We start from the raw sequence: 21,460 nt of genomic DNA on the forward strand, positions 1-21,460 counted from the left end.
GCGTGAACATCCCTCCCGACGACCGCCCGTCTGGTCCCACCCTCCCAGGGGACCAGACGGGCGGTCCTGTCTCCGGGGACGTCCGGCTCGGTGTCGAGACCTGGCTGGCCGCCCAGGGGGGCGACCCGGCCCCGCCGCCGGAGGACCAGGCTGCCCTCGGCCCCGAGGCCGACCACGAGGCGGTCGCCCGCAAGATCCTGCTCGACCAGCTCACCGGGGCCGCCCGGACCCGCTCCGAGCTCTCCGGCAAGCTGGCCAAGAAGGGCGTGCCCGACCAGGTCGCCGAGCGGCTGCTGGACCGCTTCGAGGAGGTCGGCCTGGTCGACGACCAGGCGTTCGCCCGGTCCTGGGTCCAGTCCCGCCAGCCCGGCAAGGGCCTGGCCCGCCGGGCGCTGGCTCAGGAGCTGCGCCGCAAGGGCGTCGACGACGAGGTGGCGCGGGAGGCGCTCGACGAGATCGACCCCGACGACGAGATCGAGTCGGCCCGGCTGCTCGTCCGGCGCAAGCTCCGCACCGCCGCCCGGCTGGACCGCACCACCGCCGTGCGCCGGCTCGGCGGCATGCTCGCCCGCAAGGGCTACCCACCCGGGGTCGCCTTCCGCGTCGTCCGCGAGGAGCTGGACGCGGTGGGTCACGGCGCCGAAGAGCCCGAGGGGGCCGAGGAGCTGGACCTTCCTTGACCGGCCCCTGCCCGCGACCTAGATTCAAAGGTGCAGCATCGACACCCCGGTTCTCCGGGGTCTGACCCGACACACACCCCGGCTCCGGCCGGGACGCGAACGACAGGCAGTCCGGCACAGCGGCCCTGACACCGGCCGTGGGGAGGGCGTTCCCGCATCCTGGGGACGCCTTCGTCGGCGAGCCGTCCTCGCGCCATAGAGAAGGAGCGGCTCGTGGACGTGACCGGCGTGACCGAGATCCTCGTGGCCGTGCTGGGGGTCATCGCCGCGCTCGCGGTCGCCACGATCGCCGTGCTGCTGTTCTACCGCCACCGCGCGGCCCGGCATGAGCACGAGCTGCACCAGGACCTCCAGGAGCAGCGCCAGGACATCGAGCGGCGCGAGCACCGCCTCGCCGAGCGCGAGGAGCGGCTCGACGCCGAGCAGCGCCACCTCGACGAGCGGGCCCACCAGCTCGCGGAGACCGAGGCCGCCCAGGAGGCCCGCCGCCTCGAGCTGCTCGACATCGAGGAGGAGCGCCGGCTGCTCCTCGAGCGCCTCGCCGGCCTCACCGCCGAGGACGCCAAGGCGCAGCTGGTCGAGACCATCGAGGCCGAGGCCAAGCGCAGCGCCGCGATCCTGGCCCGCGACATCGAGCGGGCCGCGCAGGACGAGGCCGAGATGCGGGCCAAGAAGGTGCTGGGCACCGTCATCCAGCGGCTCGCCGCCGAGCAGACCGCGGAGTCGGTGGTCTCGCTGGTGCCGCTGCCCTCGGACGACATGAAGGGCCGGGTGATCGGCCGGGAGGGACGCAACATCCGTGCCTACGAGCAGATCACCGGCGTCAACCTGATCATCGACGACACCCCCGGTGCGGTGCTGCTGAGCTGCTTCGACCCGGTCCGCCGCGAGGTCGGCCGGCTGACGCTCGAGGAGCTGGTGGCCGACGGGCGGATCCACCCGACCCGGATCGAGGAGGTCCACGAGCGGTGCGAGCGCGAGGTGGACGCTCTCTGCGCCCGGGCCGGCGACGACGCCGCGGTCGAGGCGGGGGTCGCCGACCTGCACCCCGAGCTGCTGGCCACGATGGGCCGCCTGAAGTACCGCACCTCCTACGGGCAGAACGTGCTGCGACACCTGGTGGAGTCCGCCCACATCGCCGGGATGCTGGCCGACGAGCTCGGCCTCTCGCGCGAGTCGATCGTGCGGGGGGCCTTCCTCCACGACATCGGCAAGGCGCTGACCCACGAGGCCGAGGGGTCGCACGCCATCGTGGGCGCTGAGCTCGCCCGCCGCTATGGCGAGAGCGAGGACGTCGTCCACGCGATCGAGGCCCACCACAACGAGGTCGAGCCGCGCACCGTCGAGGCGGTGCTCACCCAGGCCGCCGACGCGATCAGCGGCGGCCGACCGGGAGCGCGCCGCGAGTCGCTGGAGGCCTACGTGCAGCGGTTGCACCGGCTCGAGGAGATCGCGCTGGCCAAGGAGGGGGTCGAGAAGGTGTTCGCCATGCAGGCCGGTCGCGACGTGCGGGTGATGGTCTCGCCGTCGGTCGTCGACGACATCGAAGCCCAGGTCCTGGCCCGCGACATCGCCAAGCAGATCGAGGAGGAGCTCACCTACCCCGGTCAGATCAAGGTCACCGTCGTCCGGGAGTCCCGGGCCACCGAGATCGCCCGCTGAGCCCATGGGCACCCCGCGCGGCTCCAGCGTCGTGCTGCGGCCCGCCTCCGGGGCCGGCGAGGGCGGCTTCCGGGTCGTGCAGACGCTGCGGCACGCGGGGGAGTCGGTGTACGGCGGCTGCCTGCGGGCGCTGCGGGCCGCGGGGCTCGACGGGCTGGAGCCGTGGGCGGTCGACCTGGCGGAGCGTCAGGCCCTGCTGGCCTGCGACGTCCCGGACACGGTCGGCCTGCACCACCTCAGGCTCGACCCGCGCGAGGACGCGGTGGCCCGGGTGGCCGCCGTGCCCCGGGCCGTGATCGGGTTCCGCCCGCTCACCCGGGCCGACCTGCCCGACGTGGTGCGCTGGGTGCACGAGCCGCACGTCGCGCGGTGGTGGAACGACGAGGCGGCCGACCTGGACCGGGCCGAGGCGCACTACGGGCCGGCCATCGACGGCACCGAGCCGACCCGGCGCTGGGTCGTGGAGATCAACGGCCGCTCGGTCGGGTTCGTGCAGGACTACCTCATCGGGGACCATCCCGACTGGGCGCTGCTCACCGCGGCGCCGGACGCGGTCGGCTTCGACTACGCGATCGGGGAGCGGTCCTGGGTCGGGCACGGGCTCGGCACCCGGATGCTGTGGCAGTTCCTGCGTGACGTGGTGCGGCCGCACTACCCGCAGGCGCCGTCCTTCTTCGCGGCCCCCGACCACCGCAACGTCGCGTCGCTGCGGGTCCTCGACAAGCTCGGCTTCGTCCGCGGGCTGTGGTTCGACGAGCCGCGCACCGACGGGGGAGCCGACACCGTGGTCGGGTGTCGCCTCGACGTCCGCCGGGTCTTCGGCGCCGCCTCGGCCGGTCTGGTTACTGCCGAGTAATCTAGGCTCTGGTCATGCCGACCGTGCTGCGCCTCTACGACCGTCTCTCCGGGCTGCCCCAGGGGCGCCGCGCCTTCTCCTTCCTCTTCGGCCGGAAGGCGCCGTACTTCGCCACGATCCGGCCCCGGTTCACCGAGCTGCGCCCGAACCACGCGGAGCTGGTGATCCGCAAGCGCCGGCGGGTGCACAACCATCTCAAGACGGTGCACGTGATCGCGATCTGCAACGGGCTCGAGGCCGCGATGGGGGCCTTGGCGGAGGCGAGCGTGCCGGCGCAGAGACGGTGGATCCCCAAGGGCATGGAGGTGGCCTACACCGCCAAGGCGACCAGCGACATCACCTGCATCGCCGAGACCGACCCCGAGCGGTGGCTCGGCGACGACCCCGACGTTCCGGTGCGGGTTCGCGCGCTGCGCGAGGACGGCACCGTGGTCGTCGAGGGCGTCATCCGGCTCTGGGTGACCGACAAGCCGGCCCGGTGAGTCAGACCCCGGCGTTCTGAGCGGCGTTGATCGTGCCCAGGTCGACCTTCTGACCCGACGACTGACCGCGACGGGCCATCCGGGCCTCGAGGTAGATCGCCAACCGGGACAGCGAGTAGTTGATCGTGATGAAGATGGCGGCGGCGACCGCCAGCGGCACGAACGTGTGGTGGATGAACCCGGCGATGCCCTGGGACTCCACGACCAGCTCCCGGTAGGACACGATCTGGCCCAGCGCGGTGTCCTTCAGGACGATCACGCACTGGCTGACGATGGCCGGCAGCATGATCGTGATGCTCTGCGGCATCAGCACCAGCCGCATCACCTGGTTCTTGCGCATGCCGATCGCGTACGCCGCCTCGGACTGGCCCTGTGGCACCGCCAGCATGCCGGCACGGAACACCTCGGCGAGCACCGAGCCGTTGTAGAGCGTCAGAGCGAGGACCAGGCTCCAGTAGAGCCCCAGGCCGAGCCCGAAGTAGACGAACATGATCTGCAGCAGCAGCGGCACCGCGCGGAAGAACTCCACGACGACCCGCGCCGGGAACCGGACCCAGGCCCGATCCGAGAGCCGGGCGATGGCCAGGACGGCGCCGAAAACCACCGAGAGGACGATCGCGGACGCGGCGGCCTTCAAGGTCGCGAGGAGACCCTTCCAGTAGGCCTCCCAGATGTTCGGCTGGCTCATGTCCTCCCAGACGGAGGCCTGGAACTCGCCTTCCTCGTAGAGCTTCCACAGCACCCAGGCGAGCAGCAGCACGGCGAGCACCGCGGCGATCACGGTCATGATGCGGTGACGCGCCTGGGCCTTGGGGCCCGGGGTGTCGAACAGGACGGTGCTCATCGGGCCACCGCCAGTCGCCGCTCGAGGAACGTTGCCGCGGTGGAGATCACCGCGACGATGAGGATGTAGCCCAGCGCGATCCCGAGGAAGATCGCCCACAGGTCGGAGGAGTACTGGTTGCTGAGCTTGCGCATCACGTAGGCCGCCTCCGGCACCCCGAAGATGGCCACCACGCTGGTGTTCTTCGCGAGCGCGATATAGGTGCTCGCCAGCGGCGGGATCACGGTGCGGAACGCCTGGGGGAGCACCACGAGGCGCAACGACTGGGTGAAGCTCATGCCGACCGAGCGGGCGGCCTCGGCCTGGCCCGCAGGCACCGAGTTCACGCCCGAGCGCACCGCCTCGCAGACGAAGGCCGCGGTGTAGCTCGACAGGCCCAGGGTGGCCACGATGAAGAAGGTGTCGAACTGGCGGAACCCGATGCTGAAGCCGAGGCTGTTGAAGCCGAGCACCGGGATCACGTAGATCGCCAGGGCCAGGATCAGCACCAAGGGCGTGTTGCGGAACGTGTTGACGTACCACGTTCCGATCGCCTGCAGCGAGGCGACCGGCGAGACCCGGAAGCTGGCCAGCAGCGTGCCGAGGATCGTCGAGAAGATTCCCGAGAACAGCAACAGCCACAGCGTGTTGGAGAAGCCTCGGAGGATCTGATCGAGGTTGTCGATCAATGTGTCCATGGAGTCAGCGCCTCATCTAGGTTCCTGGCGCGAGCGGGACCCGGGGGTCCCGCCCGCGGCTGCGGACGTGGCGTCAGCAGGTGGAGTCGACGGTCGGCGGCTCGGGGGTCTCGACGCCCGACTCGCCCAGGGTGGACTCGAAGGCCTTGGCCCAGGTGCCGTCGTCGAACGACTTCTTGATGGCGTCCTGGAGGAAGGTGCACATCGCCTCGTCGCCCTTCTTGAAGCCGATACCGTACTTCTCCTCGGAGAACGGCTCACCGACGACCTCGAGCTTGTCGGGGTCCTCCGCGGCGTAGCCGAGCAGGATCGCACCGTCGGTGGTCACCGCGTCGACGGTGCCGTTCTCGAGCTGGTCGACGCACTCGGAGTACGTCGCGAACGGCACCGGGTCGGCGCCGTACTCGTCGACCATCCGCTGCAGCGAGGTGGAGCCGGTGACCGAGCAGACCTTCTTGCCCTTGGCGTCCTCGGGGGTGGTGATGGAGTCCTTGTCCTCCTCGCGCACCAGCAGCTGCTGGCCGGTCACGTAGTACGGGCCGGCCTGGCCGACGACCTGACGGCGCTCGTCGGTGATCGAGTAGGAGGCGAGCACCAGGTCGACGGTGCCGTCCTTGATGTAGGGCTCCCGGTTGTCGGAGACCGTCTCCTTCCACTCGATGTTGCTGTCGTCGATGCCGAGCTGGGCGGCGATGATCCGGCCCATCTCCACGTCGAAGCCCTCCGGGGCGTCCGCCCCCGGTGCCAGGAAGCCGATGCCCGGCTGGTCGAACTTCACGCCGATGGTGATCTTGCCGGCGTCGCTGAGCTTGGCCATCGTGGTCCCCGAGTCGAACTCCGGGTTGTCGGCCACCTTCACGTCGGTGCTGCCGCCGCCGTCACCGCCGCAGGCGGCGAGGGTGAGGGCGAGTCCTGCAGCCGCGAAGGCTGCCTTGGTGCGCTTGAAACGCATGTTGTCTCCTTCTGTCCGTGCTGTCCCTGGCCCATCCAGAGGAGTCCCCCCGGGCCAGGTCGGGTGTGGTCAGTGCTTGAGGATCTTGCCGAGGAAGTCCTGCGCGCGGCTCGACTGCGGGTCGGTGAAGAACGCCTCCGGGGTGTTCTCCTCGACGATCTGGCCCTCGGCCATGAAGACGACCCGGTTGGCCGCCGTACGGGCGAAGCCCATCTCGTGGGTCACCACGACCATCGTCATGCCGCCCTCGGCGAGGTCGACCATGACGTCGAGGACCTCCTTGATCATCTCCGGGTCGAGCGCGGAGGTCGGCTCGTCGAAGAGCATCACCTTGGGCTCCATGGCCAGCGCGCGGGCGATCGCGACCCGCTGCTGCTGGCCGCCGGAGAGCTGGGCGGGGTACTTGTCGGCCTGGTTCGCGACCCCGACCCGCTCGAGCAGCGCACGGGCCTTGGTGTCCGCTTCGCCCTTGTCCATCCCTCGGACCTTGGTCGGGCCGAGGGTGACGTTCTCCAGGATCGTCTTGTGCGCGAAGAGGTTGAAGGACTGGAACACCATGCCGACCTCGGCGCGGTGCGAGGCCAGTGCCTTGCCCTCTGCGGGGAGCGGCTCGCCGTCGAGGGTGATGGTGCCCTTGTCGATGGTCTCGAGCCGGTTGATCGTGCGGCACAGGGTGGACTTGCCGGACCCGGACGGGCCGATCACCACCACCACCTCGCCGCGGGCGATGCTGAGGTTGATGTCCTGGAGGACGTGCAGGTCGCCGAACCACTTGTCGACGTGGTCGAGGACGACGAGAGGCGTGCCCGGAGAACCAGTCATGCCGGGGAAACTAGCGGTTGATGACCCTTCCTGACTATTCCGAGGGGCGCTCGTGGTCTATCTGTTACATGACTCCGGGACCGCCGGGGTGGGTATGGGGCCCTGTGCTTCAATCCGAAGTACGGCTTCACCAGGCCACCGAGGAAGGCGCCGCATGCCCCGCAAGAACCCCCTGACCGCTCCGATCGGCAAGCTGAAGGACACCGCGGTCAGTGCCCTCACCCATCCCCTGGACACCGCCGCCAAGGTGGTGGACCAGGCCAAGGGCACCGCGTCGCTGGGTCTGTCCGTGGCCGAGGGCGTCGTCTCCCAGGTGACCGGGCGGGGCCGCCGTACGCCGGCCGAGTCGAGCCCGGCTGCACCGGCCGCCCGCCGGCTGGACGAGCCGGCCCGGCCCCAGGGCGACCCGCTGGCACCGGTCTCGCGGGAGCCGTTCCCCGCGAAGAAGGCGGCCCCCGCCGCCGAGAAGGCGCCGGCCAAGAAGGTCGCGCCGGCCAAGAAGGCTGCCACAGGTGCGGGCCCCAGCCCCGACGTCGCCGAGCCGGACGCGACCGTCGAGCCGCTGACGATCGTCGAGCCGGACCGGGAGGACCTCGAGGCCGCGCACCTGGCGTCTCCGGCGGACCTGGACCACGCCCCCGTGAAGAAGGCACCCGCGAAGAAGGCCCCGGCCAAGAAGGCACCTGCGAAGAAGGCCCCGGCCACGAAGGCCGCAGCTGCACCCCCGGCGAAGAAGGCTCCGGTCAAGAAGACCGCCCAGGCGGCCCCTGCGGCCGCCGAGCCGGCCGCGGAGACGTTCATCGAGCCCACGGCCGAGGACCTGGAGGCGGCCCACCAAGCCTCTCCTGCCGACGTCGCGCAGGCTGCGACCAAGAAGGCGCCCGCCAAGACCCCCGCGAAGAAGGCGCCCGCCAAGAAGACCTCGCCCGCCACCACGGCGGCCCGGAAGCCGGTCAGCACGTCGGTGAAGGACCTGCCGGGCGACAAGCTGCCGCCGCGCTGACCCGCGCGACGCGAGCGAGGCCTGTGAACAGCACGACAGCACTCCCGGCCCCTGGCTGGCGATGAGGAGACCCACATGAACGCACTGGACGCACTGAACCCCCTGCACCCGTTCCGCCTCGTGAAGAACATCGCCGGGCTCCCGGTCGCGGCGGTCGAGACCGCCGGATCGGCGGCCGTGGGGCTGGCTGGCACCGCGGTCGGCCTGACCGGCGCGGCCCTGCGTGCCACCACTCGGGCGGTGTCCTCCCGCGTCGGCCATGCCGAGGGCGACCTGATCGTCGGCTGGGTGGACGAGACCCTCGTGGTCGTCGAGGACACGGTCGCCGAGGAGGAGGAGACCAGCGCTCCCCGCGGCCATGTCGACGACGGTCACCGTCATCCCGCCGGTCCGGACACCGTGTTCGCGGAGCCGGCGCCGCCGGCGGAGCCGCCCATCGACGTCGTCGGGCAGACCCTCGCGGCGGAAGAGGCGGACCTCGGCGGCGGCGGGGCCGGCATGGCCCACGAGCCGCGCGGCGCCTCCCGCGACGAGGAGCACGGCGACGCCGGGCTGCAGCGGGCCGAGGTCGAGGAGATCGCGGCCGAGGAGGCCGCCGCGCTCGAGGGCGACGAGGAGGCTCCTGAGCACCTCACCGAGCCGTTGCTCGACCCGGCGGAGGCCAAGGCGCTGGCGGCCGAGATGAAGACGCTCAACCAGGCGGCCGACCCCGACAAGGGCTGACCCCGGTCGGGCGGCTATCCCAGCTGCTCCTCGGCGAGGGTCTCGCCGACGCGCTCGAGCAGCGACGCGGCCTCGCGCATGCAGGTCTGCGGGTCGGGCTCGAGGTCGGTCAGGGCGTAGGCCGCGGCGATCCCCACCCCGCGCAACGCGTCGTCGTCAAGGGTGTTGCGTCCACAGACCGCGACCACCCGGGCGCCGGCGTGCCGGGCCGCCGCGGCCACGCCCACCGGCGCCTTGCCGCGCAGGCTCTGCGCGTCGAGCGAGCCCTCGCCGGTGACCACCAGGTCGGCTCCCCGGACCCGCTCCGGGAACTCGAGGAGGTCGAGCAGCAGGTCGATCCCGGGCCGCAAACCCGCCCCGAGCACCGCCACCATGCCGAAACCGACGCCGCCGGCGGCCCCGGCTCCGGCGACGTCGCGCCGGTCCTGCCCGGTCGCGGCGGCCACCACGTCGGCCCAGTGCCCGAGCGCCGCGTCGAGCAGCGGTACGTCGTCGTCGGAAGCGCCCTTCTGCGGGCCGTAGACCGCGGCCGCACCGTGCTCGCCGGTCAGCGGGTTGTCGACGTCGCAGGCGACCACGATCTCGCTGTCGCGCAGCCCGGGGTGCAGCCCGTCGAGGTCGAGCGTGACCAGCCCCGCCAGCGGCTCGCCGCCGTCCGGCAGCGGGCCGCCGTGCTCGTCGAGCAGCCGGGCGCCGAGTGCCGCCAGCATCCCCGCCCCGCCGTCGGTGCTGGCGCTGCCGCCGATGCCGACCACCACGCTGCGGCATCCGGCGTCCAGCGCGGCGGCGATCACCTCGCCGAGCCCACGGCTGGTCGCCGTCCGCGGGGCGAACCGGCCGCCGGGCAGCCGGGACAGGCCGCAAGCGTCGGCCATCTCGACGACCGCGGTGTCCCCGTGCCGGGCGAACCTGGTGCGCACCGGCTCGTCGGTGGGGCCGCTGACCGTCACCTCCACCGGCTCGAAGCCGGCCGCCACCGCGGCGTCCAGGGTGCCGTCGCCGCCGTCGGCCACCGGCAGGGTCTCCAACTCCAGGTCGGGGCGGCGCCGCCGCAGCCCCCGGGCGAGCGCCTCGGCCACCTGCAGGCCCGTGAGCGAGCCCTTGAACTTGTCCGGAGCCACCAGCACGCGTGTCATGCCGGCCATCCAAGCACCGTTCCCGGTCGTGCACCGGTCGTGTACCGGGCGGCCCGCGCGCCGCCGTACCCTTGACCGGTCATGACTGCCACGCCTGAGACCATGCCCCGCACCTACCAGGTCCGCACCTACGGGTGCCAGATGAACGTGCACGACTCCGAGCGGCTCACCGGCCTGCTCGAGGACGCCGGCTACGTGCCGGCCGCAGGTGCCGACAGCACCGGCGGTGCCGAGGTGGCCGACGTCGTGGTGTTCAACACCTGCGCGGTGCGCGAGAACGCCGACAACAAGCTCTACGGCAACCTCGGCCACCTGGCGTCGGTCAAGGCCAAGCACCCGGGCATGCAGATCGCGGTGGGCGGCTGCCTGGCGCAGAAGGACCGCGGCGAGATCACCCGGAAGGCGCCCTGGGTCGACGTGGTCTTCGGCACCCACAACATCGGCTCGCTGCCGGTGCTGCTGGAGCGCGCGCGGGTGGCCGAGGAGGCGCAGGTCGAGATCCTCGAGTCCCTGGAGGTCTTCCCGTCCACGCTGCCGACCAAGCGCGAGTCGGCGTACGCCGCATGGGTGTCGATCTCGGTGGGCTGCAACAACACCTGCACGTTCTGCATCGTGCCCGCGCTGCGCGGCAAGGAGAAGGACCGGCGCCCCGGCGACGTGCTCGCCGAGGTCCGGGCGCTGGTCGACGAGGGCGTCAGTGAGGTGACGCTGCTGGGGCAGAACGTCAACTCCTACGGCGTGGAGTTCGGCGACCGGCTGGCTTTCGGCAAGCTGCTGCGCGCCTGCGGGGACATCGACGGGCTGGAGCGGGTCCGGTTCACCAGCCCGCACCCCAAGGACTTCACCGACGACGTGATCGCGGCGATGGCCGAGACCCCCAACGTGATGCACAGCCTGCACATGCCGCTGCAGTCCGGCTCGGACAAGGTGCTCAAGGACATGCGCCGCTCCTACCGGCAGGAGAAGTTCCTCGGGATCATCGACCGGGTCCGGGCCGCGATCCCGGACGCCGCGATCACCACCGACATCATCGTCGGCTTCCCGGGGGAGACCGAGGCGGACTTCCTCGAGACGATGAAGGTGGTCGAGCAGGCGCGCTTCTCCGGCGCGTTCACGTTCCAGTACTCCAAGCGTCCCGGCACCCCGGCCGCGGTGCTCGAGGAGCAGGTGCCCAAGGCGGTGGTCCAGGAGCGCTACGAGCGGCTGGTCGCGCTGGTCAACGACATCGCCTGGCAGGAGAACCGCCGCCTCGAGGGCCGGGTCGTCGAGCTGATGGTCGCCGAGGGGGAGGGCCGCAAGGACGAGCAGACCCACCGGCTCAGCGGCCGCGCCCGCGACAACCGGCTGGTGCACTTCACCGCGGTCGACGCGGCGGGCGGGGTGGTCGACGTACGCCCCGGGGACGTGGTCGAGGTCGAGGTGACGTACGGCGCGCCGCACCACCTGGTCTCGGACGCCCCGGTGCGCTCGGTCCGGCGGACCCGCTCCGGCGATGCCTGGGAGGCCCGGACCGCGGCCCCGACCACCGGCGCGGCCGTCTCCCTCGGGCTGCCGGGTCTCGGCGTGCCCGCGCCCCTGCCGGAGGCGTCGGGCTGCGCGGTCGGCTAGAAGCCGAAGCTGATCACCGGCGGCACCTGACCGGAGGCCAGGGCGGCGAGCACGGCGTGCTCGTGGGGGACCACCGGGTCGGGCAGGGCCGCCAGCGCGAACCACCGCAGGTCCGCGCACTTCTCGGGCTCGACGATCCGCGGCTCGCCGCTCCACGAGGTGGCGGTGAAGAAGTAGTCCACCCGCTCGTCGACGGCGAGGCCGGTGCCGTTGCTGCGCTGCATCGCGCACAGCGGGGCGAGCTCGACGTCGCTGACGCCGACCTCCTCGCCGGCCTCCCGGCCGGCGGCGGCGAAGACCGACTCGCCGGGCTCGACGTGGCCGGCCGCCGCACAGGCCCAGTGCTCGTCCATGTAGCCGGTGCCGCGGCGCAGCTGCAGCAGCACCTCCCGGTCGCCGCCCGAGCCGCGAAGGAACACGACGTAGGCGGCGGGGACGACAGCGAAGCGGGGCTGCGACGGGCTCATGCCCGCGAGGCTAGCCGTGCGAGTGGCCCGGGTTCCGCTCCGGGTCGAGCCGCTGGCCGGGCACGTCCGCGGCGTTCTCCTCGGCGGTGCCCCAGACCCGCGACTGCTCGGCGGCGCGGTCGTCGTCCGGTCCCTCGGCCGGGTCCTGGGGATGCACGCGGGGAGCGTCGCCGTTCTGGCCGGGCTCGTCGTCGGGACCCTCGGCGGGGTCCTGCGGGTGGGTCTCGCCCGGCTGCGACGAGCTGGTGACCTCCGGGTGGGTCTCCAGGGTGCCGTCGGTGTGCCCGATGGCGGTCCCGGCGGTGCCGGTCCCGTCGATGCCCTCGAACGGGCCCTGTCGCTCGCTGCTGATCCCGAGGTCGCCGGCAAGGTGCTCGGGGCTCTCGGCGCTGGGGTTGCCGGCCCGGCCGAGCTCGTCGGCCTCGCCGCCAGCGGAGGTGCGGTTCGTCATCGGTCTCTCCTCACTCGCTGCCGGAGCCGTCGGACGGCTGGTCCATCGACGTCCCGGCGTTCTCGGACTGGACCGACTCGGGCTGCGGGTCGGGGATCGTCGAGGGCCCGTCCGGGGTGCCGCTCGGGTGGATGTCCGGGTCCGGGCCCGGCGGGGCCGGGTCGACCGACCCGGTAGCGAACACATTGGCGTCCGGCCGGTCCTGCCGCAGCGGGCCGCCGGGCGGCGTGGGCGCATCGAGGTCGGTGTGGGCGGCGTGGTTGGCCGGCCCACCTTTCACCTGCTGGTCGGATGCCATGCCAACGCCGTACCCGGCCCCGGCACCGGGAAACGTGCCCGGACCGCCCCTCGGACGGCTCAGCGCAGGTCGTCGTTCTTCCCGTCGAGCTTCTCCAGGGCGTCCTTCGCGCCCTGACGACCCTTGGCGATCTTGTCGGTGTGCTTCCCGCCGGTCTGCTTGTCGACCGCTGAGGCCGCCTTGTCGATGCCCTCGGCGATCTTGTCGCCGTGCTGGTCGACTGCCTTGGTCAGCTGTGCCTTGGCCTTGTCCAGGAAACCCATGTCGTCGGTCCTCTCGCGGTTTGAAAGACTCGCCTCCATGATCGGTGACGACGCAAGGCCTCCGGCCCCGGACGCGCCGCCGGTCGTGGCGGTCGTCGGTCCGACCGCGGCGGGCAAGACCGACCTGTCGCTCGCGCTCGCCGAGGCGCTCGGCGGCGAGATCGTCAACACCGACTCCATGCAGGTCTACCGCGGCATGGACATCGGCACCGCCAAGCTGCCGGTGGCGGAGCGCCGCGGGATCCGGCACCACCTGCTCGACGTGCTCGACGTGACCGAGCCGGCGACGGTCGCGCAGTTCCAGGGCTGGGCGCGGGAGGTGATCGACGACTGCCGCAGCCGGGGCGTGACCCCCGTGCTGGTCGGCGGCTCCGCGCTCTACACCCGGGCGGTCCTGGACCGCTTCGAGTTCCCCGGCACCGACCCCGACGTACGGCGGCGCCTGGAGGAGGAGCTGGCCGCGGTCGGCCCCGAGGTCCTGCACCGGAGGCTGGCCGGTCTCGACCCCGTCGCCGGCGAGCAGGTGATCGCCACCAACGGCCGCCGGGTGGTCCGGGCGCTGGAGGTCATCGAGATCACCGGCCGGCCGTTCAGCGCGACGCTGCCGTCGCTGAGCTACCACTACGACCGGGTCGTGCAGGTCGGCGTCGCGATCCCGCGGCCGGCCCTCGACGAGCGGATCGAGCGGCGGGTCCGGCAGATGTGGCAGGCGGGCCTCGTGGAGGAGGTACGCCGGCTCGTGGCGCTCGGTCTGCGGGAGGGCCGGACGGCCTCGCGGGCGCTCGGCTACCAGCAGGTGCTCAGCCACCTCGACGGCGCGATCTCCGAGGAGGAGGCTCTCGAGGCGACGATCACCGGCACCCGGCGCTTCGCCCGCCGGCAGGAGTCGTGGAACCGGCGCGACCCCCGGATCGCCTGGGTGGACTGGGACGACCCGGGCCGGGTGCCGGCGGCGCTCTTGCGCGTTCCCTGACCAAAGGGACAAGGTGGGGCGCCAGCATCTTTCTCGGGAGGAACCCATGAGGCACCACCATCGTCGTCCCCACCGCCGACCGGCCGCGGCCCTCGCCGCGCTGACCGCGCTGTCGGTCGCCGGAGCGGGACTCGCCGCCGGGGCGGTCGACTCCGCCGTGGCCGGCGAGAAGTACTACCCCACCAAGACCCCCACCAGCGTCGGCTACGGCGGCGCGGTCACCTCGGTCGACCCGGAGGCCTCGAAGATCGGCATCGAGGTGCTCAAGGCCGGCGGCAACGCCGTGGACGCGGCGGTCGCCACCGCCGCGGCGCTCGGCGTCACCGAGCCCTACAGCGCCGGCCTCGGCGGCGGCGGCTTCTTCGTCTACTACGACGCGAAGACCGGCGAGGTGCACACCCTCGACGGTCGCGAGGAGGCGCCGCGAGACATGCCGCACGACGCCTTCATCGACCCCGCGACCGGCCAGCCCTACCGGTTCACCCCGGAGCTGGTCACCAGCGGCGTCTCCGTCGGGGTCCCCGGGTCGCCGGCGACCTGGGAGGACGCGCTGGAGGCGTGGGGCAGCTACGACCTCGCCGAGGCGCTCGCCCCCGCGACGCGGCTGGCGGACCGCGGCTTCATCGTCGACCAGACCTTCCACGACCAGACCGCCGACAACGCGAAGCGCTTCGAGGCCTACACCACGACCCCGGAGCTGTTCCTGCCGGGCGGCGAGGCGCCGGCGGTCGGCTCGGTGTTCCGCAACCCGGACCTGGCCGACACCTACCGGCTGCTCTCCCGCAAGGGCATGAAGGCGTTCTACCGCGGCCGGCTCGCCACCGAGATCGTGCACGCGGTGCAGCACCCGCCGAAGAGCCCGGACACCACGCTGCCGGTGATGCCGGGCTACATGAAGGTCCGGGACCTGAAGAAGTACGACGCGATCTTCCAGGACCCGACGCACTCGGACTACCGCGGCTACGACGTCTACGGGATGGCGCCGGTCTCCTCCGGCGGCTCCACGGTCGGCGAGGCGCTGAACATCCTCGAGCAGTTCGACACCTCCACCATGGACGTCGGCGCGCAGCTGCACCACTACCTGTGGTCGACCGCGCTGGCCTTCGCGGACCGGGGCGCCTACGTCGGTGACCCGGCGTACGTCGACGTACCGCTCGAGGACCTGCTCTCCGACACCTTCGCCGCGGAGCGGGCCTGCGAGATCGACCCCGACCACGCGACCACGGGCACGCTGCCGGCCCAGGACGTCGGCAGCTACGACGGGGTCTGCGCGGGCGCCACCGCCCGGTCCGCCGCCGCGCAGAAGGACACCGAGAACGTCGAGACCACCAACCTCACCGTCACCGACAAGTGGGGCAACGTGGTGGAGTACACCCTCACCATCGAGCAGACCGGCGGCTCCGGGATGCTGGTGGAGGACCGCGGGTTCCTGCTGAACAACGAGCTCACCGACTTCTCCGCGGTGTGGAACGCCGAGGACCCGAACCGGATCGAGGGCGGCAAGCGGCCGCGCTCGTCGATGTCGCCGACCATCGTGCTCGAGGACGGCAAGCCGTTCCTGGCGCTCGGCTCCCCGGGCGGCTCGACGATCATCACCACGGTCACCCAGATGCTCTTCAACCGGATCGACCGGGGGATGAACATCGAGGCCGCGCTCGCCGAGCCGCGGGCCAGCCAGCGCAACACCACGTCGGTCACCGCGGAGCCGGAGTTCATCGCCGAGTACGCCGGCGCGCTCGCGCCGTACGGCTGGGTGCTGAAGAAGTCCGGCGACTCGTTCACCAGCGCCGCCGAGATCGGGGCGGCCACGGCGGTGGAGTTCGGCCCCGACGGCCTGCTCACCGCGGTCAGCGAGCCCACCCGTCGCGGCGGCGGCTCCGCGCTGGTGGTCTCCGAGGCGCCGGTCGGCTAACCCGCCAGCCGACTGAGCAGGGCACGTCCTGCGATGCCGTCGAGCAGCACGACGGCGGCGTCGCAGGACGTGCAGCAGAACTCGAAGCCGCTGCCCCGGCGTCGTCGGCGGGCACCAGGATGCGCACCTCCGCGCAGTCGGGGCAGAGCCCTTCGGTGCCTCGCTGCATGAGGATCTCTGAGCTGTTCATGGCTCCACGCTCACACAGGGCTCCGACAGTTCCCGGCAGCCACGCCTGCCGCGCCTAGACTGGGCCGATGACCCACGGCTTCCGGTTCCTCAAGGGGCACGGCACCGAGAACGACTTCGTCGTGCTCCCGGACCCGGACGGCTCCGTGCACGGCGACCTCGCCCCCGGCCTCGTGGCCCGGCTGTGCGACCGGCACGCCGGCCTCGGGGCCGACGGCGTGCTCCGGGTGGTGCGGACGGCGTCGTACGACGACCCGGCCAGCGTCGCGGCGCGCGGGCGGGCCGAGTGGTTCATGGACTACCGCAACGCCGACGGCTCCACCTCGGAGATGTGCGGCAACGGCCTCCGCGTGTTCGCGCGCTACCTCGTCGCGCACGAGGGCGCCGACCCGGGGCAGCCGCTGCCGATCGGCACCCGCACCGGGGTGCTGGTCGTGACGTTCCAGGACGGCGACCCCGACGGGGCGGTGAGCGTCGACATGGGCCGGCCGCAGGTGCTCGGCGAGACCAAGGTGGCCGTGGGGGAGCGGTCCTGGCCGGCGCTGCACGTGTCGATGGGCAACCCGCACGCGGTGGCGTTCGTCGACTCCCTCGACGACGCCGGCGCGCTGCTCGAGCCGCCCGGCCACGACCCGGCCGACTACCCCGAGGGGGTCAACGTCGAGTTCGTGGTGCGCCGGGGGGCGGGGCACGTCGCGATGCGGGTCCACGAGCGCGGCTCCGGCGAGACCCGGTCCTGCGGCACCGGCGCCTGCGCGGCGATGGTGGCGAGCGCCCTGGCCGACGGGGCCGACCGGAATACGCCGTACGCCGTGGACGTTCTGGGAGGAACACTGGAAGTGACCTGGACCGACGAGGACCGGGTAGTGCTCACCGGCCCCGCGGTGATCGTCGCCGAGGGAACCTGGATCTAAATTCCTTCGCGACAATGATCGGTCGCGTGCCATCCTGAACGGACATATGACGAACGCACACACGAACGACCCCACCACCCCGTTCGACCTCGACGCCGAGCTCTCCGACACCGAGGGCTGGGACGACGAGGACACCGACGACGGCTTCGAGTCCGGCTACGCCGACCTCGACGGCGACGACCCCGAGGAGAGCGCGGGCGACGTCGACCTCGCCGCGCGGCACGCGCTGCGCCGGGTCGCCGGGCTGTCCACCGAGCTCGAGGACATCAGCGAGGTCGAGTACCGCCAGCTCCGCCTGGAGCGGGTCGTGCTGGTCGGCGTCTGGACCGAGGGCTCGGTCGAGGACGCCGAGAACTCCATGGCCGAGCTCGCGCTGCTCGCCGAGACCGCCGGCTCCCAGGTGCTCGACGCGCTCTACCAGCGCCGGCAGAAGCCGGACCCGGCCACCTTCATCGGTCGCGGCAAGGTCGAGGGGCTGCACGAGATCGTGCAGGCCACCGGCGCCGACACCGTCATCTGCGACGGCGAGCTCGCGCCCTCCCAGCTGAGGAACCTCGAGGACCGGGTCAAGGTCAAGGTCGTCGACCGGACCGCGCTGATCCTCGACATCTTCGCCCAGCACGCGAAGTCCCGCGAGGGCCAGGCCCAGGTGGAGCTGGCGCAGCTGAGCTACATGAAGCAGCGCCTGCGCGGCTGGGGTGGCAACCTGTCCCGGCAGGCCGGTGGCCGGGTCGGCTCGCAGGGCGGCGGCATCGGTGGCCGCGGTCCCGGTGAGACGAAGATCGAGACCGACCGGCGCCGGATCAACACCAAGATCGCCAAGCTGCGCAACGAGCTCAAGCACATGCGCACCACCCGCGACACCAAGCGCTCCGAGCGCAAGCGGCACCAGATCCCCTCGGTGGCGATCGCCGGCTACACCAACGCCGGCAAGTCCTCGCTGCTGAACCGGCTCACCGACGCGGGCGTGCTGGTCGAGGACTCGCTGTTCGCGACGCTGGACCCGACCACCCGGCGGACCACCACCTCCGACGGGCGGATCTACACCATGTCCGACACCGTCGGGTTCGTCCGGCACCTGCCGCACCAGCTGGTCGAGGCGTTCCGCTCGACGCTGGAGGAGGTCGCCGACTCGGACCTGATCCTGCACGTCGTGGACGGCTCCCACCCCGACCCGGAGGGCCAGCTGGCCGCCGTGCGCGAGGTGTTCGCCGAGATCGGCGCCGACCGGGTCCCCGAGCTCGTGGTGATCAACAAGGCCGACGCCGCCGACCCGATGGTGCTGGCCCGGCTGCGCCAGCGTGAGCCGCACTCGGTGGTCGTCTCCGCGCGGACCGGTGAGGGCATCGCCGCCGCGCTGGCCACCATCGAGTCCGAGCTGCCGCGTCCCGGGATGCCGTTCGAGGCGCTGGTGCCCTACGAGCGGGGTGACCTGCTCAACCGGATCCACACCGCCGGTGAGATCGAGCACCTCGAGCACACCGGCGAGGGCACGGTCGTCCGCGGCCGCGTCCACGAGGACCTCGCCGGCGAGCTCGCGCCCTACCTCACCGCGCCGGCCTGACCGTCCGTCGGGGGAGGGGCATGGCGTACGTCGACGAGCACGTCCAGAACCTGAGCGTGCCGGTCGAGGCCGCGTGGTCGGTCGTCCTCGCGACCGGCGGCGACCCGAGCCGCTACGTCCCCCGGGGCCTGTGGCGGCTGAGGGGTGTGGCCGACCGGGCCGTCGGCGGCCCGGGCTTCCGGCTGACCGGGCCCGGCCGGCGACCCGCGCCCGGCGACGCGATCGACTTCTGGGAGGTCGAGTCCGCGGAGTTCCCGGTGCTGCGGCTGCGGGCGCTGATGCGGCTGCCCGGCACCGCCCACCTGGAGCTGTGCGTGGAGCCGCGGGCCGCGGGCCTGAGCCGGCTGGTGGCGCGCACCGTCTTCGAGCCGGCCGGGGCGCTCGGCCATGCGTTCTGGTGGGCCGAGCTGCCGGCGCACAAGGTGGTCTTCGCGCTGATGACCGCCCGGCTCGCCGCCCAGATCAACCCCTGACCGGCGTGATCGCACGGTGCGCCTCGGCAGCCGTCCGGGGTGTCCGCCCGGGCGGATAGGGTGCTTCGGTGCCTGAAGACGCCGACTCCACGAGCCCCTCGCCCCCGCCGCCGAGCGCGGTCCGCGAGGTGCTGGCCGGTGCGGTCGAGGCGCTCGGCGGCCAGGAGCGCCCCGGCCAGATCCAGATGGCCGAGGCGGTCGCCCGGGCCATGGTCACCGGCGAGCACCTGCTGGTCCAGGCCGGCACCGGCACCGGCAAGTCGCTGGGCTACCTCGTCCCGTCGCTGCTGCACGACCGCCGGGTCGTGGTCGCCACCGCCACCCTCGCGCTGCAGCACCAGCTCGTCGAGCGCGACATCCCGGCGCTGATGAAGGCGGCGACCCCGCTGCTCGACGGCCGCGCCCCGTCGTACGCCGTCCTCAAGGGCCGCTCCAACTACGCCTGCCTGCACCGGGTCCGCGAGGGCGTGCCGGACGACCAGGGCACGCTCGTCGACGTCCCGGAGGGGACGATGGGCGCCGACGTGCTCAAGCTGCGGGCCTGGGCCGAGGAGCAGGTCGACCAGGGCGGCCCCGGCGACCGCGACTCCGCGCCCAAGCACACCGACCGGCTGTGGCGCCAGGTCTCGGTCAACCACCGCGAGTGCCTGGGGGCGACCCGGTGCCCGTTCGGCGAGGAGTGCTTCGCCGAGGTCGCCAAGGAGCGCGCCGCCCGCTCGCGGGTCATCGTCACCAACCACTCGCTGCTCGCCATCGACGCGATCGAGGGCGTCCCGATGATCCCCGAGTACGACGTCGTGGTGATCGACGAGGCCCACGAGCTGACCGCCCGGGTCACCCAGGCGGCCACCGACGAGCTGAGCGTCCCGGAGATCGAGCGGGCCGCGCGGCGCAGCCAGAAGCACGTCTCGGGCTCGAGCGGCGGCGGCAGCGAGGCCGACGATCTGGCCGACGCGGCCCAGGCGCTGCGCACCGCGTTCGAGGACTGCGGGCCGGGGCGGTTCGACACGCTGCCCACCGAGCTCGCGGACGCGCTCGCGCTGGTCCGCGACGCCGCCCGGGCGCTGATCTCGGCGTTCCCCAAGGAGGCCGGCGCCGACGGCGAGTCCGACGCGGGCCGCACCCAGGCCCGCGGCTGGGTCCAGGAGATCTTCGCGACCGCCGAGCGGATGGCGGCCCACCACGACAGCGACGTGCTGTGGCTCTCCGAGCGCGACCGCGGCCGCGGCGGCGACTACCTCTGCGTGGCTCCGCTGCAGGTGTGGGGCCAGCTCCGGGACAAGCTGCTCACCGACAAGACGGTGATCTTCACCAGCGCCACGCTGATGCTCGGCGGCGACTTCAACACCGTCGCGACCAGCATCGGGCTCAAGCCCAGCGAGCGCGTCGACCACTCGATCGACGAGCCGGCCCTGACCGAGGCCGCGGTGGGCGAGCGGGAGGACGACGGGCGGCTGCCGTGGCGCGGGATCGACGTCGGGTCGCCGTTCGACTACGCCAAGCAGGGCATCCTCTACGTCGCCCGGCACCTGCCGCCGCCGGGGCGCGACGGCCTCGGGACGGCGCAGATCGACGAGATCGCCGCGCTGGTCGACGCCGCCGACGGCCGCACGCTGGGGCTGTTCTCCTCGCGGCGGGGCGCCGACGCCGCCGCCGAGGCGCTGCGCGAGCGGCTGCCGCACCTGACCATCCTCGCCCAGGGGGAGGCGCAGCTGCCCGAGCTGGCCCGGCTCTTCGTCGAGGACCCGCACGCCTGCCTGTTCGGGACGCTGTCGCTGTGGCAGGGCCTCGACGTGCCCGGGGACACCTGCCAGCTGGTGCTGATCGACCGGATCCCGTTCCCGCGTCCCGACGACCCGCTGATGTCGGCGCGGCAGAAGGCCGCGGACCGGGCCGGCGGCAACGGCTTCATGCAGGTCGCGGCGACCCACGCGGCGTTGCTGCTCGCGCAGGGCGCCGGCCGGCTGATCCGCACCACCACCGACCGTGGCGTGGTGGCGGTGCTGGACCCCCGCCTGGTGACGGCGCGCTACGGCAGCTTCCTGCGGGCCTCGCTGCCGCCGATGTGGCCGACCACCGAGCGCGCCGTGGTGGTGGACGCGCTCAAGCGGCTGTCCGCCTGACGGCGCTCGCGCGAGCCGTTGATCGCGGTGGCGCCGGCGCCGGCGAGGAGGATGGCGCCGAGCACAGCCGCCGAGACCTCGGTCCACGGGTCGCTCGGCCCGGGAGCCGCCGGCGGATCGGCGGGCGCGGTCGGTGGCCCGCCCAGCGTCCCCGGGTCGGGCAGGTTCATGGCCGCGGCCGGGCCGGCCAGGGCGAGCGCCGCCACCGCCGAAGCGAGGCCGACACCGAGCGAGCGGACGAGCGGTCTGCTGGTCATCGGGTCCTCCTCGCGGCGACTGCTTCACCTCCTGCCACTCTCGCCCGCGGCCGGACCGACCGCATCGGGGACAGCCCCTCAGAACCGGCCGCGGGCTCCCTCAGGTGCGGGTGGGGGCCTAGACCCGATTG

At 72.7% G+C, this 21,460-nt stretch carries 23 protein-coding genes; 13 read left to right on the plus strand and 10 right to left on the minus strand.

Features of this window, described 5'->3' with window-relative positions; translation table 11 throughout:
* The first annotated feature begins 2 nt into the window (after positions 1 to 2).
* The 4 genes from H9L09_RS17465 to H9L09_RS17480 all read left to right on the plus strand — a co-directional run bounded on the left by H9L09_RS17465 (position 3) and on the right by H9L09_RS17480 (position 3,680).
* A complete protein-coding gene (locus tag H9L09_RS17465; RefSeq protein ID WP_187578096.1) occupies positions 3 to 680 on the plus strand; it encodes a regulatory protein RecX in 678 nt (225 codons plus the stop codon).
* A 213-nt stretch (positions 681 to 893) separates the two neighbouring features.
* On the plus strand, positions 894 to 2,342 hold the full coding sequence (gene rny, locus H9L09_RS17470) for a ribonuclease Y (protein ID WP_246456088.1): 1,449 nt from the start codon (positions 894 to 896) through the stop codon (positions 2,340 to 2,342).
* Positions 2,343 to 2,346: 4 nt separating this feature from the next.
* Positions 2,347 to 3,198, plus strand: coding sequence for a GNAT family N-acetyltransferase (locus H9L09_RS17475; RefSeq protein WP_223164105.1), 852 nt, complete (start codon positions 2,347 to 2,349; stop codon positions 3,196 to 3,198).
* Between the two features lie 14 nt (positions 3,199 to 3,212).
* Positions 3,213 to 3,680, plus strand: coding sequence for a hotdog fold domain-containing protein (locus tag H9L09_RS17480; RefSeq protein WP_187578097.1), 468 nt, complete (start codon positions 3,213 to 3,215; stop codon positions 3,678 to 3,680).
* A gap of 1 nt (position 3,681) precedes the next feature.
* On the opposite strand, the gene H9L09_RS17485 is transcribed toward H9L09_RS17480, so the two are convergent.
* The 4 genes from H9L09_RS17485 to H9L09_RS17500 all read right to left on the minus strand — a co-directional run bounded on the left by H9L09_RS17485 (position 3,682) and on the right by H9L09_RS17500 (position 6,975).
* Positions 3,682 to 4,524 carry an amino acid ABC transporter permease gene (locus tag H9L09_RS17485; protein WP_187578098.1) on the minus strand — a complete coding sequence of 281 codons (843 nt, stop codon included), beginning with the start codon at positions 4,522 to 4,524 and terminating at the stop codon, positions 3,682 to 3,684.
* On the minus strand, positions 4,521 to 5,201 hold the full coding sequence (locus tag H9L09_RS17490; protein ID WP_187578099.1) for an amino acid ABC transporter permease: 681 nt from the start codon (positions 5,199 to 5,201) through the stop codon (positions 4,521 to 4,523). Before H9L09_RS17490 ends, H9L09_RS17485 begins: the two co-directional genes overlap by 4 nt.
* Before the next feature lie 73 nt (positions 5,202 to 5,274).
* Positions 5,275 to 6,153: a glutamate ABC transporter substrate-binding protein gene (locus H9L09_RS17495; protein WP_187578100.1), complete on the minus strand. Its 879-nt coding sequence runs from the start codon at positions 6,151 to 6,153 to the stop codon at positions 5,275 to 5,277.
* 69 nt (positions 6,154 to 6,222) lie between these two features.
* Positions 6,223 to 6,975 carry an amino acid ABC transporter ATP-binding protein gene (locus H9L09_RS17500; RefSeq protein WP_187578101.1) on the minus strand — a complete coding sequence of 251 codons (753 nt, stop codon included), beginning with the start codon at positions 6,973 to 6,975 and terminating at the stop codon, positions 6,223 to 6,225.
* A gap of 154 nt (positions 6,976 to 7,129) precedes the next feature.
* Between H9L09_RS17500 and H9L09_RS17505 the strand changes: the two genes are divergently transcribed.
* Positions 7,130 to 7,978 (plus strand): hypothetical protein, encoded by an 849-nt coding sequence (locus tag H9L09_RS17505; RefSeq protein ID WP_187578102.1) that lies wholly within the window; start codon positions 7,130 to 7,132, stop codon positions 7,976 to 7,978.
* 75 nt (positions 7,979 to 8,053) lie between these two features.
* Positions 8,054 to 8,701 (plus strand): hypothetical protein, encoded by a 648-nt coding sequence (locus H9L09_RS17510; RefSeq protein ID WP_187578103.1) that lies wholly within the window; start codon positions 8,054 to 8,056, stop codon positions 8,699 to 8,701.
* 14 nt (positions 8,702 to 8,715) lie between these two features.
* On the opposite strand, the gene H9L09_RS17515 is transcribed toward H9L09_RS17510, so the two are convergent.
* On the minus strand, positions 8,716 to 9,837 hold the full coding sequence (locus tag H9L09_RS17515) for a glycerate kinase (protein ID WP_187578104.1): 1,122 nt from the start codon (positions 9,835 to 9,837) through the stop codon (positions 8,716 to 8,718).
* An 81-nt stretch (positions 9,838 to 9,918) separates the two neighbouring features.
* Here H9L09_RS17515 and miaB point away from each other — a divergent pair, with 81 nt between their 5' ends.
* Positions 9,919 to 11,445 carry a tRNA (N6-isopentenyl adenosine(37)-C2)-methylthiotransferase MiaB gene (miaB, locus tag H9L09_RS17520; RefSeq protein ID WP_187578105.1) on the plus strand — a complete coding sequence of 509 codons (1,527 nt, stop codon included), beginning with the start codon at positions 9,919 to 9,921 and terminating at the stop codon, positions 11,443 to 11,445.
* Here the strand turns inward: miaB and H9L09_RS17525 are convergent.
* The 4 genes from H9L09_RS17525 to H9L09_RS17540 are packed head-to-tail and all read right to left on the minus strand — an operon-like array spanning position 11,442 to position 12,924.
* Complete coding sequence (locus tag H9L09_RS17525) at positions 11,442 to 11,912, minus strand: NUDIX hydrolase (protein ID WP_187578106.1); 471 nt, start codon at positions 11,910 to 11,912, stop codon at positions 11,442 to 11,444. The genes miaB and H9L09_RS17525 overlap by 4 nt on opposite strands.
* Positions 11,913 to 11,922: 10 nt before the next feature.
* Positions 11,923 to 12,363, minus strand: a complete 441-nt coding sequence (locus H9L09_RS17530; protein WP_187578107.1) for a hypothetical protein — start codon at positions 12,361 to 12,363, stop codon at positions 11,923 to 11,925.
* 10 nt (positions 12,364 to 12,373) lie between these two features.
* Positions 12,374 to 12,661, minus strand: coding sequence for a hypothetical protein (locus H9L09_RS17535; RefSeq protein WP_187578108.1), 288 nt, complete (start codon positions 12,659 to 12,661; stop codon positions 12,374 to 12,376).
* Between the two features lie 59 nt (positions 12,662 to 12,720).
* Complete coding sequence (locus H9L09_RS17540; protein ID WP_187578109.1) at positions 12,721 to 12,924, minus strand: antitoxin; 204 nt, start codon at positions 12,922 to 12,924, stop codon at positions 12,721 to 12,723.
* A gap of 37 nt (positions 12,925 to 12,961) precedes the next feature.
* Here H9L09_RS17540 and miaA point away from each other — a divergent pair, with 37 nt between their 5' ends.
* The 6 genes from miaA (at position 12,962) to H9L09_RS17570 (ending at position 21,072) form a co-directional block, all read left to right on the plus strand.
* Positions 12,962 to 13,897: a tRNA (adenosine(37)-N6)-dimethylallyltransferase MiaA gene (gene miaA, locus H9L09_RS17545; RefSeq protein WP_187578110.1), complete on the plus strand. Its 936-nt coding sequence runs from the start codon at positions 12,962 to 12,964 to the stop codon at positions 13,895 to 13,897.
* A 46-nt stretch (positions 13,898 to 13,943) separates the two neighbouring features.
* Complete coding sequence (ggt, locus tag H9L09_RS17550) at positions 13,944 to 15,809, plus strand: gamma-glutamyltransferase (RefSeq protein ID WP_187578111.1); 1,866 nt, start codon at positions 13,944 to 13,946, stop codon at positions 15,807 to 15,809.
* Positions 15,810 to 16,066: 257 nt separating this feature from the next.
* Positions 16,067 to 16,912: a diaminopimelate epimerase gene (gene dapF, locus H9L09_RS17555; protein ID WP_187578112.1), complete on the plus strand. Its 846-nt coding sequence runs from the start codon at positions 16,067 to 16,069 to the stop codon at positions 16,910 to 16,912.
* Positions 16,913 to 16,958: 46 nt separating this feature from the next.
* Positions 16,959 to 18,476 carry a GTPase HflX gene (hflX, locus tag H9L09_RS17560; protein WP_187578113.1) on the plus strand — a complete coding sequence of 506 codons (1,518 nt, stop codon included), beginning with the start codon at positions 16,959 to 16,961 and terminating at the stop codon, positions 18,474 to 18,476.
* Between the two features lie 20 nt (positions 18,477 to 18,496).
* Positions 18,497 to 18,949 carry a DUF2867 domain-containing protein gene (locus H9L09_RS17565; protein WP_187578114.1) on the plus strand — a complete coding sequence of 151 codons (453 nt, stop codon included), beginning with the start codon at positions 18,497 to 18,499 and terminating at the stop codon, positions 18,947 to 18,949.
* 68 nt (positions 18,950 to 19,017) lie between these two features.
* Positions 19,018 to 21,072, plus strand: a complete 2,055-nt coding sequence (locus H9L09_RS17570) for an ATP-dependent DNA helicase (RefSeq protein ID WP_246456089.1) — start codon at positions 19,018 to 19,020, stop codon at positions 21,070 to 21,072.
* Here H9L09_RS17570 and H9L09_RS17575 read toward each other — a convergent pair.
* Positions 20,979 to 21,329 (minus strand): hypothetical protein, encoded by a 351-nt coding sequence (locus H9L09_RS17575; RefSeq protein WP_187578115.1) that lies wholly within the window; start codon positions 21,327 to 21,329, stop codon positions 20,979 to 20,981. The two genes, H9L09_RS17570 and H9L09_RS17575, sit on opposite strands and share 94 nt — an antisense overlap.
* Between the last annotated feature and the right edge of the window lie 131 nt (positions 21,330 to 21,460).

The organism is Nocardioides mesophilus (assembly GCF_014395785.1).
Classification (GTDB): domain Bacteria; phylum Actinomycetota; class Actinomycetes; order Propionibacteriales; family Nocardioidaceae; genus Nocardioides_B; species Nocardioides_B mesophilus.